Origin of the sequence: Pseudomonas sp. Leaf129 (genome assembly GCF_001423465.1) — a bacterium.
Lineage (GTDB): Bacteria > Pseudomonadota > Gammaproteobacteria > Pseudomonadales > Pseudomonadaceae > Aquipseudomonas > Aquipseudomonas coleopterorum.
This window is the reverse complement of record NZ_LMOC01000008.1, coordinates 453349-471570: the sequence shown is the minus strand read 5'-3', so window position 1 is coordinate 471570 and position 18222 is coordinate 453349. Positions and strand designations below refer to the sequence as shown.

The 18222-nt window shown below is 63.7% G+C and carries 16 protein-coding genes; 10 read left to right on the top strand and 6 right to left on the bottom strand.

Going from position 1 to position 18222, the window contains the following annotated elements:
- Positions 1-127: 127 nt before the first annotated feature.
- A complete protein-coding gene (locus ASF66_RS16185; RefSeq protein WP_056844557.1) occupies positions 128-574 on the top strand; it encodes a DUF2269 family protein in 447 nt (148 codons plus the stop codon).
- Between the two features lie 187 nt (positions 575-761).
- Here ASF66_RS16185 and ASF66_RS16180 read toward each other — a convergent pair whose 3' ends face one another.
- A complete protein-coding gene (locus tag ASF66_RS16180) occupies positions 762-1415 on the bottom strand; it encodes an HAD family hydrolase (protein WP_056844556.1) in 654 nt (217 codons plus the stop codon).
- A 140-nt stretch (positions 1416-1555) separates the two neighbouring features.
- Here ASF66_RS16180 and ASF66_RS16175 point away from each other — a divergent pair, with 140 nt between their 5' ends.
- Positions 1556-2035 (top strand): RNA pyrophosphohydrolase, encoded by a 480-nt coding sequence (locus ASF66_RS16175; protein WP_043191776.1) that lies wholly within the window; start codon positions 1556-1558, stop codon positions 2033-2035.
- Positions 2036-2057: 22 nt separating this feature from the next.
- Positions 2058-4337: a phosphoenolpyruvate--protein phosphotransferase gene (gene ptsP / locus ASF66_RS16170; protein WP_049861579.1), complete on the top strand. Its 2280-nt coding sequence runs from the start codon at positions 2058-2060 to the stop codon at positions 4335-4337.
- Positions 4338-4385: 48 nt separating this feature from the next.
- Here ptsP and ASF66_RS16165 read toward each other — a convergent pair whose 3' ends face one another.
- Both ASF66_RS16165 and ASF66_RS16160 read right to left on the bottom strand, forming a co-directional pair.
- Positions 4386-5312, bottom strand: a complete 927-nt coding sequence (locus tag ASF66_RS16165) for a 2-hydroxyacid dehydrogenase (RefSeq protein ID WP_056844555.1) — start codon at positions 5310-5312, stop codon at positions 4386-4388.
- Positions 5313-5918: 606 nt separating this feature from the next.
- Positions 5919-6998 carry a tartrate dehydrogenase gene (locus ASF66_RS16160; RefSeq protein ID WP_056844554.1) on the bottom strand — a complete coding sequence of 360 codons (1080 nt, stop codon included), beginning with the start codon at positions 6996-6998 and terminating at the stop codon, positions 5919-5921.
- Positions 6999-7129: 131 nt separating this feature from the next.
- Here ASF66_RS16160 and ASF66_RS16155 point away from each other — a divergent pair, with 131 nt between their 5' ends.
- The 3 genes from ASF66_RS16155 to ASF66_RS16145 all read left to right on the top strand — a co-directional run bounded on the left by ASF66_RS16155 (position 7130) and on the right by ASF66_RS16145 (position 11073).
- Entirely contained in the window at positions 7130-8047 is a 918-nt protein-coding gene (locus ASF66_RS16155; RefSeq protein WP_056844553.1) for a LysR substrate-binding domain-containing protein, read from the top strand.
- A gap of 301 nt (positions 8048-8348) precedes the next feature.
- The gene (locus tag ASF66_RS16150) at positions 8349-9386 is read left to right on the top strand and encodes an ABC transporter substrate-binding protein (protein WP_056844552.1); all 1038 of its coding nucleotides are present in this window, start codon (positions 8349-8351) and stop codon (positions 9384-9386) included.
- Positions 9387-9399: 13 nt separating this feature from the next.
- Positions 9400-11073, top strand: coding sequence for a GMC family oxidoreductase (locus ASF66_RS16145; protein ID WP_056844551.1), 1674 nt, complete (start codon positions 9400-9402; stop codon positions 11071-11073).
- A gap of 118 nt (positions 11074-11191) precedes the next feature.
- Here the strand turns inward: ASF66_RS16145 and ASF66_RS16140 are convergent, their stop codons facing one another.
- Positions 11192-12619 carry an aldehyde dehydrogenase family protein gene (locus ASF66_RS16140; protein ID WP_056844550.1) on the bottom strand — a complete coding sequence of 476 codons (1428 nt, stop codon included), beginning with the start codon at positions 12617-12619 and terminating at the stop codon, positions 11192-11194.
- Positions 12620-13063: 444 nt separating this feature from the next.
- Between ASF66_RS16140 and ASF66_RS16135 the strand changes: the two genes are divergently transcribed.
- From ASF66_RS16135 to ASF66_RS16120, 4 genes are all read left to right on the top strand, one after another.
- On the top strand, positions 13064-14011 hold the full coding sequence (locus tag ASF66_RS16135; RefSeq protein ID WP_056844549.1) for a LysR family transcriptional regulator: 948 nt from the start codon (positions 13064-13066) through the stop codon (positions 14009-14011).
- 139 nt (positions 14012-14150) lie between these two features.
- A complete protein-coding gene (locus tag ASF66_RS16130; protein ID WP_049861587.1) occupies positions 14151-14855 on the top strand; it encodes an HAD-IA family hydrolase in 705 nt (234 codons plus the stop codon).
- Between the two features lie 46 nt (positions 14856-14901).
- Positions 14902-16185, top strand: a complete 1284-nt coding sequence (locus ASF66_RS16125) for an NAD(P)/FAD-dependent oxidoreductase (protein WP_056844548.1) — start codon at positions 14902-14904, stop codon at positions 16183-16185.
- Between the two features lie 30 nt (positions 16186-16215).
- Positions 16216-16926: a cupin domain-containing protein gene (locus ASF66_RS16120; RefSeq protein ID WP_056844547.1), complete on the top strand. Its 711-nt coding sequence runs from the start codon at positions 16216-16218 to the stop codon at positions 16924-16926.
- 31 nt (positions 16927-16957) lie between these two features.
- On the opposite strand, the gene ASF66_RS16115 is transcribed toward ASF66_RS16120, so the two are convergent.
- Together ASF66_RS16115 and ASF66_RS16110 are read right to left on the bottom strand one after the other, a co-directional pair.
- Complete coding sequence (locus ASF66_RS16115; RefSeq protein ID WP_043191751.1) at positions 16958-17449, bottom strand: Lrp/AsnC family transcriptional regulator; 492 nt, start codon at positions 17447-17449, stop codon at positions 16958-16960.
- 38 nt (positions 17450-17487) lie between these two features.
- The gene (locus tag ASF66_RS16110; RefSeq protein WP_056844546.1) at positions 17488-18174 is read right to left on the bottom strand and encodes a hypothetical protein; all 687 of its coding nucleotides are present in this window, start codon (positions 18172-18174) and stop codon (positions 17488-17490) included.
- Positions 18175-18222: the final 48 nt, after the last annotated feature.

Sequence of the window (18222 nt, the reverse complement as noted above, 5' to 3'; positions counted from 1 at the left end):
GCTTGAGTTCGTGGTGTGCCATTCGCGGGCAGAGGGCTCAGCCGCCCGCCCCGCTCCCATAGGGTGAACTCGACGGGTGCTACGCTTGTCGATGATGCATCGTCAATGCCCATAGGGATCACGCGTCATGGAAAGCCTGGCGATTCTGAAAGTATTTCACGTCGCTGCCACGGTCGTGCTGCTAGGCAGCGTGGCGGCCGTCATCTACCGTGCCTGGCGCAGTTGGAAAGGCGGCGACCGGCTGCCCTTCGCCAGTACCCTGCAACGGCCCTGGGTGTACGCCTGGGTGGTCATGGCCGTGAGCCTGGTGAGTTTTCCGGTGACGGGCTGGTGGCTGGTGCACCGAGTCGGCTGGCCCTTGGGGCAAACCTGGATTCTCACCGCCGCGGTGTTGTATGTGATCGGCGGTGGGGTCTGGCTGCTGCTGATCAACCGGGTGAATCGCCTGCGTCTGGCGATAGGGCTCGATGAGGTCGTCGTTGCGGCCAAACGGCGCAATGTCTTGATCATTGCGACCGTGGCAGTGGTGGTGCTGCTGTCGATCATCGGGCTGATGGTGACCAAGCCTGCCTGAGGCTGCGCAGTCAGGCAGACCGCGGCGTACTCTTCCCGGCTGATGACCGCTCCTACGGTTGGCTACGATCCCTGTGGGAGCGGGCTCTGCCCGCGAAGAGAACGCCGCGGTGGATCAGACAGACCGCGGTGCATTCTTCGCGGGCAGAGGGCTCAGCCGCTCGCCCCGCTCCCACAGTGAGCAGTTATCAGCGCAGGGAGATTTCCTTCCAGCCGCGGCGCTTGGCTTCTTCGTGCAGGCGGGGGTCCGGGTCGACTACCACCGGGTGGGTCACCTGCTCCAGCAGCGGCAGGTCGTTCATCGAGTCGCTGTAGAAATAGCTGTCGTGCAGATCGTAGCCGTTTTCTTCCAGCCAGCGGTTCAGGCGCGTGACCTTGCCTTCCTTGAAGCAGGGCACATCGAAGCTGCGACCGGTGTAGCGGCCGTCGACCATTTCCACTTCCGTGGCCAGCAGCGTTTCCACGCCCAGGCGCTCGGCGATCGGGCCGGTCACGAAGCGATTGGTGGCGGTGATGATCACCAGCTTGTCACCCGCGTCGCGATGCTGTTGCAGCAAGGCGGCGGCCTTGGGCAGCATGATCGGCTCGATGCAGTCGCGCATGAAATCGCGATGCCATTCATCCAGTTGCGCCACGTCGGTCGCCGCGAGGATTTCCAGGGTGAAGTTCAGGTACTCGTTCAAGTCCAGACGGCCTGCCAGGTAGTCCTGATAGAACTCGTCGTTGCGTGCCTTGTAGGTGTCGGCATCGAGAATGCCGCGGGCGCACAGATAATCACCCCAGGCATGGTCGCTGTCGCCGCCGAGCAGCGTGTTGTCGAGGTCGAATAGGGCCAGGCGCATGAAATGACTCGCATTAAATGGGGAAAAGGCCCACAGAATACGGACTTTTCACATGCGTGCACATAAGCTACGCGGCGTCGTTGCTGCCTTCACAGGCTTTGTGGAACAATGCCAGAACATGCGTTTACGAGGTTGTTGCCGTGATCGACCCCGATGGTTTTCGCCCTAACGTTGGCATCATTCTCACCAATGACGCCGGTCAGGTGCTATGGGCTCGGCGTATCAATCAGGACGCCTGGCAGTTTCCGCAAGGGGGTATCAACCCTCAGGAAACGCCGGAAGAGGCCTTGTACCGCGAGCTGAATGAAGAAGTCGGGCTGGAACGCCAGGATGTAGAAATACTTGCCTGCACCCGCGGCTGGTTGCGTTATCGTCTACCCCAACGCCTGGTGCGCACGCACAGCCAACCGTTGTGCATCGGCCAGAAACAGAAATGGTTCCTGCTGCGCCTGGTGTCCAACGAGCAGCGCGTGCGCATGGACCTGACCGGCAAACCCGAGTTCGATGGCTGGCGCTGGGTCAGCTATTGGTACCCGCTGGGCCAGGTGGTGACATTCAAGCGCGAGGTCTACAGACGCGCGCTCAAAGAGCTAGCCCCGCGCCTTCTTTCGCGCGACTGACGACGGAGTTCGACCCCGAGCCATGCTCAATACGCTGCGCAAGATCGTCCAGGAAGTCAACTCCGCCAAGGATCTCAAGTCGGCGCTGGGGATCATTGTGCAACGCGTCAAGGAAGCCATGGGCAGCCAGGTCTGCTCGGTGTACCTGCTGGATCTGGAAACCAATCGCTTCGTGCTGATGGCCACCGAAGGCCTCAACAAACGCTCCATCGGCAAGGTCAGCATGGCCCCCAACGAAGGCCTAGTGGGCCTGGTGGGCACGCGCGAAGAGCCGCTCAACCTGGAAAACGCCGCCGGCCATCCGCGTTATCGCTACTTTGCCGAAACCGGCGAGGAGCGCTACGCGTCGTTCCTAGGCACGCCGATCATTCACCACCGGCGTGTGGTGGGGGTGCTGGTGATCCAGCAAAAGGAGCGGCGTCAGTTCGACGAGGGCGAAGAAGCCTTTCTGGTCACCATGAGCGCGCAATTGGCGGGGGTGATCGCCCATGCCGAAGCCACCGGTTCGATCCGTGGCCTGGGGCGTCAGGGCAAGGGTATCCAGGAAGCGCGCTTTGTCGGCGTGCCGGGTTCGCCCGGCGCGGCCGTGGGGACCGCAGTGGTCATGCTGCCGCCGGCCGACCTGGACGTGGTGCCCGACAAGAGTGTCAGCGACATCGATGCCGAACTGGCGTTGTTCCAGAACGCGCTGGAAGGCGTGCGCAACGACATGCGCACCCTGTCGGCGAAACTGGCCACCCAGCTGCGCCCCGAAGAGCGGGCGCTGTTCGACGTCTACCTGATGATGCTCGACGACGCTTCGCTGGGCAGCGAAGTGACCAACGTGATCAAGACCGGGCAGTGGGCCCAGGGTGCGCTGCGCCACGTCGTCACCGAGCACGTCAACCGTTTCGAATTGATGGACGACGCCTACCTGCGCGAGCGCGCCTCCGACGTCAAGGACCTGGGGCGGCGCCTGCTCGCCTACCTGCAGGAGGCGCGTCAGCAAACCCTGGTCTACCCCGACAACACCATCCTGATCAGCGAAGAACTGTCGCCGGCAATGCTCGGCGAGGTGCCGGAAGGCAAGCTGGTCGGCCTGGTGTCGGTCCTGGGCTCGGGCAACTCCCACGTTGCCATTCTCGCGCGTGCCATGGGCATCCCGACGGTGATGGGCCTGGTCGACCTGCCGTATTCCAAGGTCGATGGCATCAAGATGATCGTCGATGGCTACCACGGCGAGGTCTACACCAACCCTAGCGACATCCTCAGCAAGCAGTTCGCCGATGTGGTCGAAGAGGAGCGGCAGCTGGCGCTGGGTCTCGATGCCCTGCGCGAATTGCCTTGCGTGACCCTCGACGGCCACCGCATGCCGTTGTGGGTCAATACCGGTCTGCTGGCCGATGTGGCCCGTGCGCAGCAGCGCGGCGCCGAGGGCGTTGGCCTGTACCGCACCGAAGTGCCGTTCATGATCAACCAGCGCTTCCCCAGCGAGAAGGAACAGCTGGCCATCTACCGTGAACAGTTGGCCGCCTTCCACCCGCTGCCGGTGACCATGCGCAGCCTGGACATCGGCGGCGACAAGTCGCTGTCGTATTTCCCCATCAAGGAAGAGAACCCGTTCCTGGGCTGGCGCGGCATCCGCGTGACCCTCGACCACCCGGAAATCTTCCTCGTGCAGGCCCGCGCCATGCTCAAGGCCAGCGAGGGTTTGAACAACCTGCGCATCCTGCTGCCGATGATCTCCGGGACCCACGAGCTGGAAGAGGCTCTGCACCTGATTCACCGGGCCTGGGGCGAGGTGCGCGACGAGGGCACCGACGTACCGATGCCGCCGGTGGGCGTGATGATCGAGATCCCTGCGGCGGTGTATCTGACCAAGGAGCTGGCGCGCCAGGTCGACTTCCTTTCGGTGGGCTCGAACGACCTGACCCAATACCTGCTGGCTGTGGACCGCAACAACCCGCGCGTGGCCGACCTCTACGACTACCTGCACCCGGCCGTGCTGCAGGCTCTGCAGCATGTGGTCACCGAGGCCCATGCCGAAGGCAAGCCGGTGAGCATCTGCGGCGAAATGGCCGGCGACCCGGCTGCCGCGATACTGTTGATGGCGATGGGTTTCGACAGCTTGTCGATGAACGCCACCAACTTGCCGAAGGTGAAGTGGATGCTGCGTCAGGTCAACCTGAGCAAGGCCAAGGAACTGCTGGCCCAGTTGAGCAAGATCGACAACCCGCAAGTTATCCACAGCTCGCTGCAGCTGGCCCTGAAGAATCTGGGCCTGTCGCGGATGATCAATCCGAGCACGCCGAAGAAGCACTGAAGCGCTTGACCTGTGGCAGCCCGGTATGTGGCTGCCACGGGTTTGCCGCTAATAGCCGGCGCCCGGTTCCACCAGACCGACCATGACCTCACCTCGTTGATGCCTGCGGATATTCTCCAGCAGCACCTCGAAGGCCGAGTGCGGATCGGTCATGGCGCCGATGTGCGGGGTCAGCCAGATTTTCGGATGGTCGAGGAAGGGGTGATCGCTGGGTGGTGGCTCTTCTTGCAGCACATCGACGATTGCATGGGCCAGATGGCCCGAGTCCAGCGCCGCCAACAAGTCGGCTTCCATCAGATGACCACCACGGCCCAGGTTGATCAGGCTCGCGCCCGCGGGCAGCGCGGCGAAGGTCCGGGCATCGAGGATGCCGGCCGTGTCGCTGGTCAGGGGCAACAGGCACAGCAGGATGTCGCAGTTGCCCAGGAACTCCGGCAACTGGTCGCGGCCGCCGTAGCAGCGCACGTCCGGCAGGGTCTTGAGTGTGCGTGACCAGCCACTCAAGGCGAAGCCGAACGGACGCAGCGCATTCAATGCCGCCTGGCCCAGGTTGCCCAGGCCCATCACACCCACCCGACGCTTGCTGGCGGCCTGCAGTGGATGGGTCTTCCATACGCCTTGGCGCTGTTGCTGCAGGTAGGTTGGCATCTGTCGATGCAGGCCTAGCACGGCAAAGCCTACGTACTCGATGATGCCTTGGGCGATGCCGGGGTCGAGCATGCGCACCACGCTGACCGATTCGGGCACATGGGCAAGGTCGAACTGGTCGACCCCTGCCGAGGTGGCGAACACCACCTGCAGCTGAGGGAATCGCTCATACAGGTCCGCAGGCGGTTGCCAGGCCGCGAAATAGCGCACCTGCGCCGGGTCGCCGATGTCCGGCCAGAAGCGCAGGGGGATATCCGGTGCGTGCTCGGCGAACAAGGCTTTCCAGGCCGACGCACGCTCGTCGGGGACTTTGAACAGCAGCGTCATAAGGCGGGCTCTCATGGACCATCGGGGTTTACACCGACGATGCCAGATCGCGGCGCAACATTCTCCCGAATCGAGCGGGTCAAACAGAACAGTCGTCCGTAAGAGCGGTGCCGTGTGGGAGCAGTACTCTGTTGGAGGGGGGCTCTGTGGGAGCGGTGATAGCCTTTCCCACAGCGCGCTGCCGATAAGCTTTAAAGCATTGGCACCTTGTGGGAGCGTGCTCTGCCCGCGAAGGCTTCACYGCGGTACACCCGACACACTGCGGTGCYTGTTTCGCGGGCAGAGCCCGCTCCCACAGGGGAGCGGTGATAGCCTTTCCCACAGCGCGCTGCCGATAACCTTTGGAGCATTGGCACCTTGTGGGAGCGTGCTCTGCCCGCGAAGGCTTCACTGCGGTAAGCCTGACACACTGCGGTGTCTTTTTCGCGGGCAGAGCCCGCTCCCACAGGGGCGCTGTGGTGTGTCAGGGGTACTGCGGTGTTTTTTTCGCGGGCAGAGCCCGCTCCCACAGGGGTGCTGGGGTGCGTCAGAGGTATCGCAGCGCTTGTTTCGCGGGCAGAGCCCGCTCCCACAGGGGCGCTGGGGTGCGTCAGAGGTACTGCGGCGTCAGCAGGCGGCGGCGATGGCCTCGCCCAACGCGCGGGTGGTACCGGTGCCGCCGATATCGGCGGTAAGGGGCGCCTGTTCCGGGCCCATGGCCAAGACCTTTTCGATGGCCGCCAGAACTGCCGCACCTGCTTCCGGATGGCCGAGGTGTTCGAGCATCATGGCGCCGCACCAGATCTGCCCGATCGGATTGGCCACGCCCTTGCCGGCGATGTCCGGCGCCGAGCCGTGCACCGGTTCGAACAGGCTGGGGAAGTTGCGCTCCGGGTTGATGTTGGCCGACGGCGCAATACCGATGGTGCCGGTGCAGGCCGGACCGAGGTCGGAGAGGATGTCACCGAACAGGTTGCTGGCCACCACCACATCGAACCAGTCCGGATGCAGCACGAAGTTGGCCGTGAGAATATCGATGTGGTACTTGTCGACGTTGACGTCCGGGTACTGCTTGCCCATTTCGGCCACGCGTTCGTCCCAGTACGGCATGGTGATGGCAATGCCGTTGGATTTGGTCGCCGAGGTCAGGTGTTTCTTGGGTCGGCTTTGCGCCAGGTCGTAGGCGAACTTGAGAATGCGATCCACGCCAACGCGGGTCATCACCGTTTCCTGGAGAACGATCTCGCGGTCGGTGCCGGGGAACATCTTGCCGCCTACGCTGGAGTACTCGCCTTCGGTGTTCTCGCGCACCACCCAGAAATCGATGTCGCCTGGCTTGCGATTGGCCAGTGGTGCCTTGACCCCAGGCATCAAGCGGCAGGGACGCAGGTTGACGTACTGGTCGAACTCGCGGCGGAATTGCAGCAGCGAATCCCACAGCGAAACATGGTCGGGCACCACATCGGGCCAGCCCACGGCGCCGAAGTAGATCGCGTCGTAGCCCTTGAGCGTCTCGAACCAGTCATCGGGCATCATCTTGCCGTGGGCCAGATAGTAATCGGCACTGGCGAAGTCGAACCAGTCCCACTGCAAGTGCAGGTCGTGGCGGGCGGCCACGGCGTCGAGCACGCGAACCCCTTCGGGCATGACTTCCTTGCCGATGCCGTCACCGGGAATCACCGCGATCTTGTAAGTGGACTTGCTCATGCTGCACTCCAGTCATTGATGCATGTCATTGATGCATGGGTTGATGAACCTGTGGACTCAGTGTAATCAGTGTTCAAGGATTAATAATTGGCCTGCCGGTTAAGCCATTCTTAGATTCAGGTAAACAATCCATGAGCATGATCGATGACCTGAGCTTCTTCCAGCAGGTGACGACTCGCGCCAGCCTGACTGACGTCGCGCGCCACTTGGGTCTTTCACTGCCGGCGGTGAGCAAGCGTCTGAGCCAGCTGGAACAGCGCCTGGGCGTGCAATTGCTGCAACGCACGACGCGACGCTTGTCGCTGACCCCCGAAGGCGAGCTGTACCTGGAGGGCGGGCGGCCGATTCTGCGCCAGCTCGATGAACTGGAAAGTGCGCTGGGTACGCGTCAGCCGACGCTGCATGGCCGGTTGCGGATCAATGCCACCCTGGGCTTTGGCCGCAGGCACCTAGCCCGGGTGGTCTCGGCATTTGCGCGCCTGCACCCTGAATTGGAGGTTTCCCTGGAGCTGAGCAGCCAGCCGATGAGTCTGCTCGACGATCAGTTCGACCTGGGTGTGTTCATGGGCGAGCCGCCCGATTCACGGCTCATCGCCATCCGTCTGCTGGAGAATCCGCGGGTGCTGTGCGCGGCGCCCGGATACCTTGAGAACATGCCTGCACCGACCCAGGTGGCCGATCTGGCGGCGCACAATTGCATCGTGCTGCGCCAGTTTGGCAGCGATTACGCCATCTGGCGCTTTCACAAGGACGGCCGCGACTATGCGCACAAGGTCACTGGGACGCTGTCGAGCAATGACGGCGAGGTGGCGCTGGGCTGGGCGCTGGACGGTCACGGTGTGATCCTGCGCTCGCGCTGGGATGTGCAGGCGCATCTGGAGAGTGGCCGGTTGCAGGCGCTGCTGACCGACCATCAGGCGCCGCAGGCCGACGTGTACGCGGTGTACCAGCAACGGCGTCACACGCCCCAGCGCATCGTCGCCTTCGTGCATTACCTGCGCGAGGCGCTTGGCCAACGATTGCCGTTCGCCATGGTGGAACACGGCTGACTGGCACCTGCGTCCCGTAGCAGCGGCGCGAGCCGCGTCCGGCCTGTATGCGGTGGGTCAGGTTTACTGCGGCGTTGGTGACGCGGCTTGCGCCGCTGCTACAGGGGGTGTGCTGGGGTTGGACTCCATAACCTGAAATCATGGTGATACTGACTAATGGTGCATTGTCGTCCTGGGTTTTCGTCTTGTACCTTCCAGCGATCCCGCTCGGTCGAACAAAAATACAGAACCGGTGCAAACATGGGTTACCCGTCGAGGTTTTTGCCGCTGCCGAATTAATCTACCCACAGGATGATTTGCCATGAAAACCTTGTCTTTCGGTGCTGTTCTATCCCTGTTGTACGTGGCCATGGCGTGCGCAACGACCGCTCAGGCCGAGCAGATTACCTTCGTCTCCCAAGGTGGCGTCTACCAGGAAGCGCAAACCAAGGCCATCCTCGACCCGGCCGCCAAACTGCTGGGTATCACCATCAAGCAGGACAGCGTTCCGGACGCCTGGCCCATGGTCAAGGCCCAGGGCGAAACCGGCAAGCCGGTGTGGGACGTGATCGACACCCCACCTTCGAACTGCCTCCGCGGCGGCCGCGAAGGCCTGATCGAACCGCTGGACCTGGCCAGGATGCCCAACGTCAAGGGCATGCCCGAAGCCTATCGCACGCCGTATTCGGTGGCCTATGAGTTCTATTCCTCGGTCCTGGGCTACAACACCAAGACCCTGAAGAAGGTGCCGCAGAGCTGGGCCGACTTCTGGAACGTCAAGGACTTCCCCGGCACCCGCGCCTTGCGCAACGACCCCATGGGCACCCTGGAAGCGGCGCTGATCTCCGACGGTGTGCCGCGCGACAAGCTCTACCCGCTGGACGTCGACCGCGCCTACAAGCGCCTGGCCCAGATCAAGCCGGACATCGCTGTGTGGTGGAGTTCGGGCGGGCAGTCGGCGCAACTGCTCAATGACGGTGAAGTGGACATGCTGATGATCTGGAACGGCCGCGTGGGTGCGGTGAAGAAAGATAACGCCGATGTCGACTTCACCTACAACGACGGCATCCTGCAGAACACCCAGCTGTGCATTCTCAAGAACGCGCCGAACCTGGCCCAGGCGGTCAAGTTCGTCGACACCGCTGTGTCGCCCGAGCTGCAGGCCGACCTGCCCAAGTACATCGACTACGGACCAGGCAACCCGGCTGCCTTCGCCACCGGCAAGCTCAGTGCCGAACGGGGCAAGGAGCTGCCCAGCTCGCCGGAAAACGCCGCCAAGCAGGCGCTGATGTCCGAAGAGTGGTGGTCGTCGGCCGAAGGCATTGCCGCCAAGGACCGTTGGTTGAAATTCGTCCAGTAAGGCGGCCGCAAGCGTGATCGACTATCTGATTCTCGGCGGTGGCAGCGCGGGCTGCGTGCTGGCCGCGCGGCTGTCCGAAGACCCGAACAAGCGCGTGTGCCTGGTGGAAGCGGGGCGTGACATTGCACCGGGCAAGATGCCTGCGGCCATTGCCAGCCGATACCCCGGTCGTGCCTATCTGGATGTACGCAACATCTGGCAGCGCCTGACCGCGCGCATGGCCGCCCAGGGCAGTCGTCGCTACGAGCAGGCGCGCCTGCTCGGAGGCGGCTCGGCGATCAACGCGCTGATGACCAACCGCGGTGCGCCGGACGACTACGATGAGTGGGGACGGCTGGGCGCCGAGGGCTGGAGCTGGGACAGCTGCCTGCCGTACTTTCGCAAACTGGAAAGCGACTGTGATTTCACCGGACCCCTGCACGGTGATGCCGGGCCGGTGCGCATCCAGCGTACGGCACCGGCGTTCCTGTCGCCCTTCGTCAAGGGGGTCATGGGGGTGTTGGCGTCCCGTGGCTTGCCCACTCGGGCGGACCAGAACGGAGAGTGGCAGGACGGCGTCTACGTCGGCGCGATCGGGGTGAGCGAGCAGGGTGAACGGATTCCGGTGTCGGTGTGCTACCTCACCGACGAGGTTCGTGCGCGGCCCAACCTGACGCTGCGTACCGAGTGTGTGGTGGACCGTGTGTTGTTCAGGGGCACGCAGGCCGTCGGCGCGCGCGTGCTGGATCGGGCTGGCGCGGTCGAAGAGCTGCACGCTGCAGAGGTGATCGTCTGTGCCGGGGCGATCCACAGCCCGGCGCTGTTGATCCGCAGCGGGGTTGGACCGCTGGACCAACTGCTGGACCTTGGCGTGCCGCTGGTGGCCGACCGGCCAGGCGTGGGCGGCAATCTGATGGAGCATCCGTCGATCGCCGTGTCGGCGCTGTTGACGACACAAGGACGCACGCCGCACGTCGACGAACATCACGAACAGGCGATAGTGCGTTTTTCATCCGGGCTGCCGGGCACTGTGCCGGGTGACATGCACGGGGCGATCCTCTCGCGTTCCGGTTGGCATTCGGTGGGTTATCGCCTAGGCACGATGTTCTTCTGGGTGAATAAATCCTACTCGCGCGGGCGGGTGCAGGTGACGTCGCTGGATCCGTTGCAGGAACCGGATGTTCGTTTTTCGATGCTGTCCGAAGCACGCGACCTGCAGCGTTTGAAGCAGGCCCTGCGCATGGGCGCCGAGACGTTGTCGGCACCGGGCCTGGACCCTTTGCGCTCCGTGGTGTTTCCATCGAGCTATTCGCCAAGGGTGGCCAAGGTGGCCATGCCGGGGCGCTTCAATGCCTTGCAGCGCGGGGTGTTGAGCCTGCTGCTGGACATTGCCGGCCCCTTGCGCGGATGGGTGGTGCGTGGCCTGGTGACCCAAGGGGTAACCTTGGACAAGCTGTTGGCTGATGATCGAGCATTGAGCGAATTCGTGCGAGCCAACGTGGGTGGCACCTGGCACCCGTCCGGCACCTGCCGCATGGGCCGGGCGGACGATCCCCAAGCCGTGACCTTGAACGATGGGCGGGTGATCGGCGTGACGGGATTGCGGGTGTGCGATGCGTCGCTGATGCCGGCGATTCCGTGCGCCAACACCAACGTGCCGACCATCATGATCGCCGAGCGCATCGCCGATCTGATCAAGGCGGGGTGACGCTGCATTTCTTCAGATAGCTTGCGGTGCCTGATTCGCGGCCGATGACCGCTCCTACAGTTGGCTTGCAATGAACCGTAGGAGCGGTCCGTGGCCGCGAAAAGGACGCCGCGGTGTTTCAGATCCCCCAGCCGACGATACCCTTCACCTCCAGAAACGCTTCCAGCCCCCACTCGGCATATTCGCGGCCATTGCCGGACTGCTTGTAGCCCCCGAACGGCGCCGCAGGGTCCCAGCTGGGGTAGTTGATGTAGACACTCCCGGCGCGCATCTGCAAGGCCACCTGGCGAGCGCGCTCCAGGCTCGCTGACTGTACGTACGCCGCCAACCCGAACACGCTGTCGTTGGCCATGCGCACCGCGTCCTGTTCATCGGTATACGGCTGGATCACCAGCACCGGGCCGAAGATCTCTTCGCGGGCAATGGTCATCTGCGCATCAACCCCGGCGAAGATCGTCGGCTGCACGTAGTAGCCAGTGCCCAGACCGGCTGGCCGGCCCAGGCCGCCACACACCAACTGCGCGCCTTCGTCGATGCCGATGGCGATCATCCGCTGGATCGCCCGGTATTGCCGCTCACTGATGACCGGGCCCAGGGTTGTCGAAGGATCGTCGGGCGCGCCGACTCGATGGGTCGATGCCGCCTGGCGAGCGATGGCCACGGCCTGATCGTGCAGCGCAGCGGGCACCAGCATGCGTGTCGGTGCATTGCAGGACTGGCCGCTGTTGCCGAAACAGCCGTTGACCCCCGCCGTCACGGCCGCCTGCAGGTCCACATCGTCGAGCAGGATGTTCGCTGACTTGCCGCCCAGTTCCTGATGCACGCGCTTGACCGTCGGCGCGGCCAGGCGCGCCACTTCCACGCCGGCCCGGGTCGAGCCGGTGAACGAGACCATGTCCACATCAGGGTGACACGCCATGGCGGCACCCACGGTGGGGCCGTCGCCATTGATCAGGTTGAACACACCCGCGGGCACCCCGGCGTCGTGCATCACTTCAGCGAAAATGAGTGCGTTGATCGGCGCGATTTCGCTGGGCTTGAGGACCAGGGTGCAGCCGGCGGCCAGGGCGGGTGCCACCTTGCAGGCGATCTGGTTGATTGGCCAGTTCCAGGGGGTGATCAGGGCCACCACGCCCACGGGTTCCTGGTTGATCAGCGTGGTGCCGCGGCTCTTGCGAAACTCGAAGCTGTCCAAAGTGCGCAGCATCTGCTCAAGGTGCCGCTTGCCGATGCCGGCCTGCCAGTCATGGGCCAGGGCCTGCGGCGCGCCGACTTCCTGCATGATGGCGGCGGCGATGTCGTCGTAGCGGGCCATGAAGGACTCGAGAATCCGTTCGAGCAGCGCCTTGCGCTCGGCTGGAGTGGTAAAGGCAAACTCGGCAAAGGCCCGCCGCGCCGCCGCAACGGCTGCATCGACATCAGCCTGCTCACCCAAGGCGATTTCGGCAAAGGCCTGCTCGGTGGCCGGGTTGATCACCGCCAGGCGCCGCGCGCCCGAGGGCTCGACCCAGCGACCGTCTATATAGAACTTCAACGCGTTGTCCAAAAGTCGCTCTCCACCCGTGATGAAAAAAGCCGATGCCCCTGCGTACCCGTAGCAGCCGCGCGAGCCGCGTCCGGGGTTGTACGGTGTGTCAGGCATACCGTGTGTGCCGCCGACGCGGCTTGCGCCGCTGCTACAGGGACCGCGCACGCGTCTGGGGTTGTGTGGTGTGTCAGGCGCACCACGTGTGTCGCCGACGCGGCTTGCGCCACCCCTGTAGCAGCGGCGCGAGCCGCGTCCGGGGTTGTGCGGTGTGTCAGGCATACCGCGTGTGCTGCCGACGCGGCTTGCGCCGCTGCTACATGGGGACCGCGCACGTGGTTGGGTTTGTGCGGTGTGTCAGGCATACCGCGTGTGTTGCCGACGCGTCGGGCTGGTGGTCAGGATAGGAAGGGTTTCAGTGTCACGGCAATTTACTAATAGTTTTCCCAGGCATAAACTCAGGTCATGTCCAATCTTCGCAGAAAACTGCCCAGCTCCGGCTCCTTGTTCGTTTTCGAGGCGGCGGCGCGCTGCGGCAGTTTTACCCGGGCGGCCGACGAGCTGTGCGTCAGCCAGCCTGCGGTCAGCCGCATGCTTTCGCGGCTGGAAGATCATCTCGGGGTGCAGTTGTTCGAGCGTGTTCGTGGCGGCGCGCGGCTCACTGAAAGCGGGACCATTCTCTATCGCCGGGTCCAGGAAGGCTTCGACACCATCGAATCGGCCATCAGCGAAATCTCCGCCCGCGCCACGGGTATGGAAACCATTACCCTGTCCGTTTCCACCGCGTTCACCACTCACTGGCTGATGCCGCGCATGAGCCGTTTCAGCGAGCGTTTTCCTTCGGTGGACATGCGCTACCAGCTGATGTCCGGGCGCATCGGCGGGCCGTTGATGGATGTCGACCTGGGCATGCGCTACCTCGACGTTGGTAGCGTCAAAGCCGCAGACAGCCTGGTTCTGCCGGAAATCACCCTGCCGGTGTGCAGCCCCCAGTACCGCTCTGCAGTGCCGGGCGGCAAGGGCAAGAGCGCAGCCCCGGCGCTGATCCACATGGACAACCAGGACCGCGCCTGGGCCGCGCCTTTCGACCACGGCGGGCGCATCGACAGTGCCTTGGTGTTTTCCGATTATGCCGTGGTCGTGCAGGCGGCCCTGCTGGGTCAGGGCATGGCACTGGGCTGGCTCAACGTGGTGTCGCACTGCCTGGCCAACGGGCAATTGCTGCCGGTGGGCGATGCGGTGACCGTCAGTGCCCGGCGCTGCTGCCTGGTGACCCCGGCCAACCGTCCGAGCCGGCCGATCGTCGACAGCGTGCGCCAGTGGATCATCGAAGAGATGCAGGCTGACATCGCGCGAATCGACCTGCTTTATCCTCAGCTGGACCTGGCCGGAAAGATCGCCGAGGCGTCCTGAACCCAGGTATGCCGCGATCGCGGGAAAAACGGTAGGTTATGCCCTCAGGTAAGGACAAAACAGAACATATGGCGATTCACCCGGCTGATAATTGAACCACACCCAGCATCTTCCCTTGGTTCATCCTGCGGAGCGCCCTATGTCATTCAAGCAGTTCAAAGCCCTGACGTTCGATGTTGTCGGCACCCTGATCGATTTCGAAGCCGGCATTCTCAACCATGTGCGCGAAGTGGCCGGTGAAGCGGGCAAGGCGTGCAGCGACGACGACATTCTCAAGGCCTACCGCGAAGCCCGTGCCATGCCTGATTCGGGTTGGTGGCCGGACGACCTGGAGCGCTGCTACCACCTGATCGCCGGCAAGCTCGGCCTGCCGGACAACGACGAATATGCCCGCGGCCTGGCCCTGGCCGTGGAAAACTTCCCCGCCTTCCCGGACTCGGTCGAAGCGCTCAAGCGTCTGCACAAGCACTTCAAGCTGGTGGCCACCACTAATTCGCAGATCTGGGCCCTGAACCACATGGCCAAGACCCTCGACGAGCCCTTCGATGTCCGGGTGACGGTCGACGACGTGCGCTTCGAGAAGCCCGATCCGCAGTTCTTCGCCTACACCCGTGGCGTACTGGCCACTCAGGGCATCGTCTTCGAAGAGATCCTCCACGTCGCCCAGAGCCAGTACCACGACATCGGCGTGGCCATGCGTCTGGGCTACCAGACCTGCTGGATCGAACGGCGCCACGCGCAGAAAGGCAGCGGCGGCACCCTGGAATCCGAGCACACCAAGCCGCATTACCACTTCACCTCGCTGGCGCAACTGGCCGACGCGGTCGAGCAGGAACTGGGATGACAACCGCGGCGCTCATCTGGAGCGCCGCCACTCGTGGAAACCGGCTATGACTGTGAAGAGTTTGTGGGCGGCCACCGCCCGACCGGGGCCGGCACTGCAAGCGCTGCAGGGCGACCGGCAGTGCGACGTGGTGATCGTCGGCGCCGGCTATACCGGGCTCTCGGCGGCGCATCACATTGCCCTGAGCGGTCGCGAGCCGTTGATTCTGGAAGCCAATACCCTGGCCTGGGGGGCCAGCGGCCGGAACGGCGGCGTGGTGTCGCCCAAGTTTCGGGTCGGCTTTGCGACCCTGATGCAACGCTTCGACCGTGACACGGCGTTGCACATGTACCGCACCGGCTATGCCGCTGTGGACAGCCTGGTGGAAATGGTCGAAAGCCTGGGCATCGAAGACGCCCAACTGCACATGGGTGGGCACATCGCCGCGGCCCACAACGAGCTCGCCCTGACCGGGCTGCGCAACACCGCCGAGTGGATCAAGCGCGAAACCGGCGGCGAGTCGTCACGGATGATCGATGCCGCCCAGGTGCGGGAAATGACCGGATCGAGCATTTTCCACGGTGGGCTGCTGACGCCGAAGGCGGGCGGCATCCACCCGCTCAACTACGCCCGTGGCATGGCCAACAGCCTGCACGAACGGGGCGTGAAGATGTTCATCAACAGCCCGGCGTTGCAGGTTCGCCAAGAGGCTGACCGTGTGATCGTGCAAACGCCTCAGGGTCGGGTCAGTGCCAAACAGGTGGTGTATGCCACCAATGGCTATTCCGACCATAGCGCCGCGACCGACACCCTGCATCGACGACTGATCCCGTTTCGTAGCGCCATCATCGCCACCGCACCACTGCCCGCCGATGTACTGGCCAGACTCATGCCCGGCGGTCAGGTCTGTGGCGACACCAAGCGCATGCTGCGCTGGTTCCGCGTGGTTGGCGACCGGCTGATCTTCGGTGGCCGCGGTGCGTTCGGCAAGAACGACTCGGACAGTGCCTTCGCCACCCTGCAACGCAGCATGGGCGTGGTGTTCCCGATTCTGCGTGACCAGCCCGTGACGTTTCGCTGGTCGGGGCTGGTGGCCATGACCCTCGATTACCTGCCCCACGCCGGTCAGCTGGACCCGCGCAGCTTCTATGCCATCGGCTACAACGGCGGCGGTGTGGCGATGTCCACCTACATGGGCAAGCAACTGGCGGCCATGACTGCCGGCAAGCCGGTGCAACTGGGGCTGCTGGCGGGCGATACCTTCAAACCCATTCCCCTGCATGCCTTCCGCGCGCCCGGTGTACGCCTGGCCGCCGGTTGGCAACAACTGCTGGATGCCATCGGCCGCTGAGCCGCGAACCTCATTGCCAAGACGAGCCTTATGCCCCCGATCCTGCATTACTCACAACCTCCTGCGGACCGCCAATTGCCCTTGGCAGCCTTTGCCTTGCAGGACGACCCACTGGCGGCCGGGCGTACCGTGCATTTTCATGATCCGCGCAGCGGTTATGTGGTGGGTGCCTCGACCAGTGTCGGCGCCAACCTCTTGATCGAAGACTTTCCCTGGGTCGAGTTGGGGATCGTGGAAGCTGGCGAGCTGACCCTGCAAGGCGAGGGTTTCGATCTGCGGTTGAAGGCCGGCGATTGTTTCGTGGTGCCCCGTGGCGTGGCGGTGCGCTGGCAGCATCGGGGGCAGTTGCGCCGCCTGTTCATGGCCTTCCCCGGTTTGCCGCCGAGCAACGACATGCCGAACGCGCCGCTGAAGATCGACTTCACCCAATCACTGCCGCCCAGCGATCCACCGGCCGCCACGGTACTGCTCACGCCGACCCCGAAGGCCTGGAGCGAAACGCTGTTCAGCGCGGCCAATCTGCGCATCGGTCTGTGGCAGTGCGAGGCCTATGCGCGCAAGCAGGTGCAGCCGGGCTACAGCGAACTGATGTTCATCCTGGAAGGCGCCGTGACCCTCACGCCCGAGCAGGGCGAGGCGTGCACGGTAAGCGCAGGGGAGGTCGTGGTGGTGCCGGCAGGCGCGACCAATGCCTGGGCCAGCACGCAGACGGTGCGCAAGGTATTTTGCATATTGAGTTGAGACGGTGAGCTGGCTGGATGCGGTGCGGCTGTCAAACCGCCCGCACCAGACTGCGCAACGGCACTGCGCTCTTGAGCACCGGGCTCTTGATGACGATGTAGCTGAAATACTTGTCGATGCCGATGTTCTTGTCGAGGATCGACTCCATCAATTCCTGGTAGTGCTGGATGCTGCTGCACAGGAACCGCACTAGGTAGTCATACCCACCGCTGATCAAATGGCATTCGAGCACCTCGTCGATGTTGCGGATGCTGGATTCGAACTTCACGAAATCGGCGCGCTTGTGGTCCGACAGGGTCACCTCGGTGAACACCGTGACGGAGCTGGCGAACTTGGCCAGGTTGACGTGCGCTTCGTAGCCACTGATGTAGCCCGCCGATTCCAAGCGCTTGACCCGTTGCAGGCAGGGGCTGGGTGACAGGCCCACCGCTTCGGCAAGGCTGACGTTGGTCATGCGCCCGTCCTTCTGCAGTTGCACCAGGATATTGATGTCGATGCGATCCAGTTTCGTTGCAGCATCCATGGGGTGGACCTCGTCAAGTCAGAACATGAACGTGGGCCTCAGGCGTGCAATGCCGTTTGATGGGCATGGGCGAGGTCCGCAAGGCTGGCGTACTCACAGCGCTTGCCGTCCAGAGCCTGGGGCGAAAGATTCCATGGCTGGCGATGATCGCGGTGCAGGGTGCACACCGGAAAATCCACACGCAGGTTCCATGGGTCATCCGTTTCGGTACTGCGCACCGGCAGTAGCTGCGAACGCTCCAGGTCCAGGCGCTGCAGCTCGCTGGCGAGGCTGCTGTGCCAGGCGTCGTTGCAAGGCTCGATGACCGCATCGAATGCCACCGGCAAACGTTGGGTCAGGGCGCCGACATCGATACCCTGGGGTGGGGCGATCAGTATCAACCGGTAGAACTTGCTCAGGTATTGCAGGGCACCGGGGACGTCTTCGAAGATCGGCCAATGGGCTGACGAGCTACCGAAGGCAACACTTTCATCCCAGCCGGGAATCACATGCAATCGGTGCGCCATGCGTTGGTACAGCTGGCCGTGGAAAGCGCTGGCACTGGCGTTGCCGCCCGCCTGGCCCAGCTCCTGGGCGATCTCGCGATAGGCGTCCAGCAGTTGCTCGTCGCTGCTGGGCGTTCGGCTCTGCACCGACAGGGGTCGCAGGCCTTCGAGAATGCCCCGTTCACGGTCGACCAGGGTGGCATAGGAGAACCCCAGCGCCTTGTACTGTGTGACTTTCATGATTGGCTCCCGAGCGACGGTATGAGTGGCTTCCCTGCAGACTTCTAC

Coding starts and splice junctions, on each gene's coding strand:
- ASF66_RS16185 (WP_056844557.1), top strand. CDS start 128: ATGGAAAGCCTGGCGATTCTGAAAGTATTTCACGTCGCTGCCACGGTC.
- ASF66_RS16180 (WP_056844556.1), bottom strand. CDS start 1,415: ATGCGCCTGGCCCTATTCGACCTCGACAACACGCTGCTCGGCGGCGAC.
- ptsP (WP_049861579.1), top strand. CDS start 2,058: ATGCTCAATACGCTGCGCAAGATCGTCCAGGAAGTCAACTCCGCCAAG.
- ASF66_RS16165 (WP_056844555.1), bottom strand. CDS start 5,312: ATGACGCTGCTGTTCAAAGTCCCCGACGAGCGTGCGTCGGCCTGGAAA.
- ASF66_RS16160 (WP_056844554.1), bottom strand. CDS start 6,998: ATGAGCAAGTCCACTTACAAGATCGCGGTGATTCCCGGTGACGGCATC.
- ASF66_RS16155 (WP_056844553.1), top strand. CDS start 7,130: ATGAGCATGATCGATGACCTGAGCTTCTTCCAGCAGGTGACGACTCGC.
- ASF66_RS16150 (WP_056844552.1), top strand. CDS start 8,349: ATGAAAACCTTGTCTTTCGGTGCTGTTCTATCCCTGTTGTACGTGGCC.
- ASF66_RS16135 (WP_056844549.1), top strand. CDS start 13,064: ATGTCCAATCTTCGCAGAAAACTGCCCAGCTCCGGCTCCTTGTTCGTT.
- ASF66_RS16130 (WP_049861587.1), top strand. CDS start 14,151: ATGTCATTCAAGCAGTTCAAAGCCCTGACGTTCGATGTTGTCGGCACC.
- ASF66_RS16125 (WP_056844548.1), top strand. CDS start 14,902: ATGACTGTGAAGAGTTTGTGGGCGGCCACCGCCCGACCGGGGCCGGCA.
- ASF66_RS16120 (WP_056844547.1), top strand. CDS start 16,216: ATGCCCCCGATCCTGCATTACTCACAACCTCCTGCGGACCGCCAATTG.
- ASF66_RS16115 (WP_043191751.1), bottom strand. CDS start 17,449: ATGGATGCTGCAACGAAACTGGATCGCATCGACATCAATATCCTGGTG.
- ASF66_RS16110 (WP_056844546.1), bottom strand. CDS start 18,174: ATGAAAGTCACACAGTACAAGGCGCTGGGGTTCTCCTATGCCACCCTG.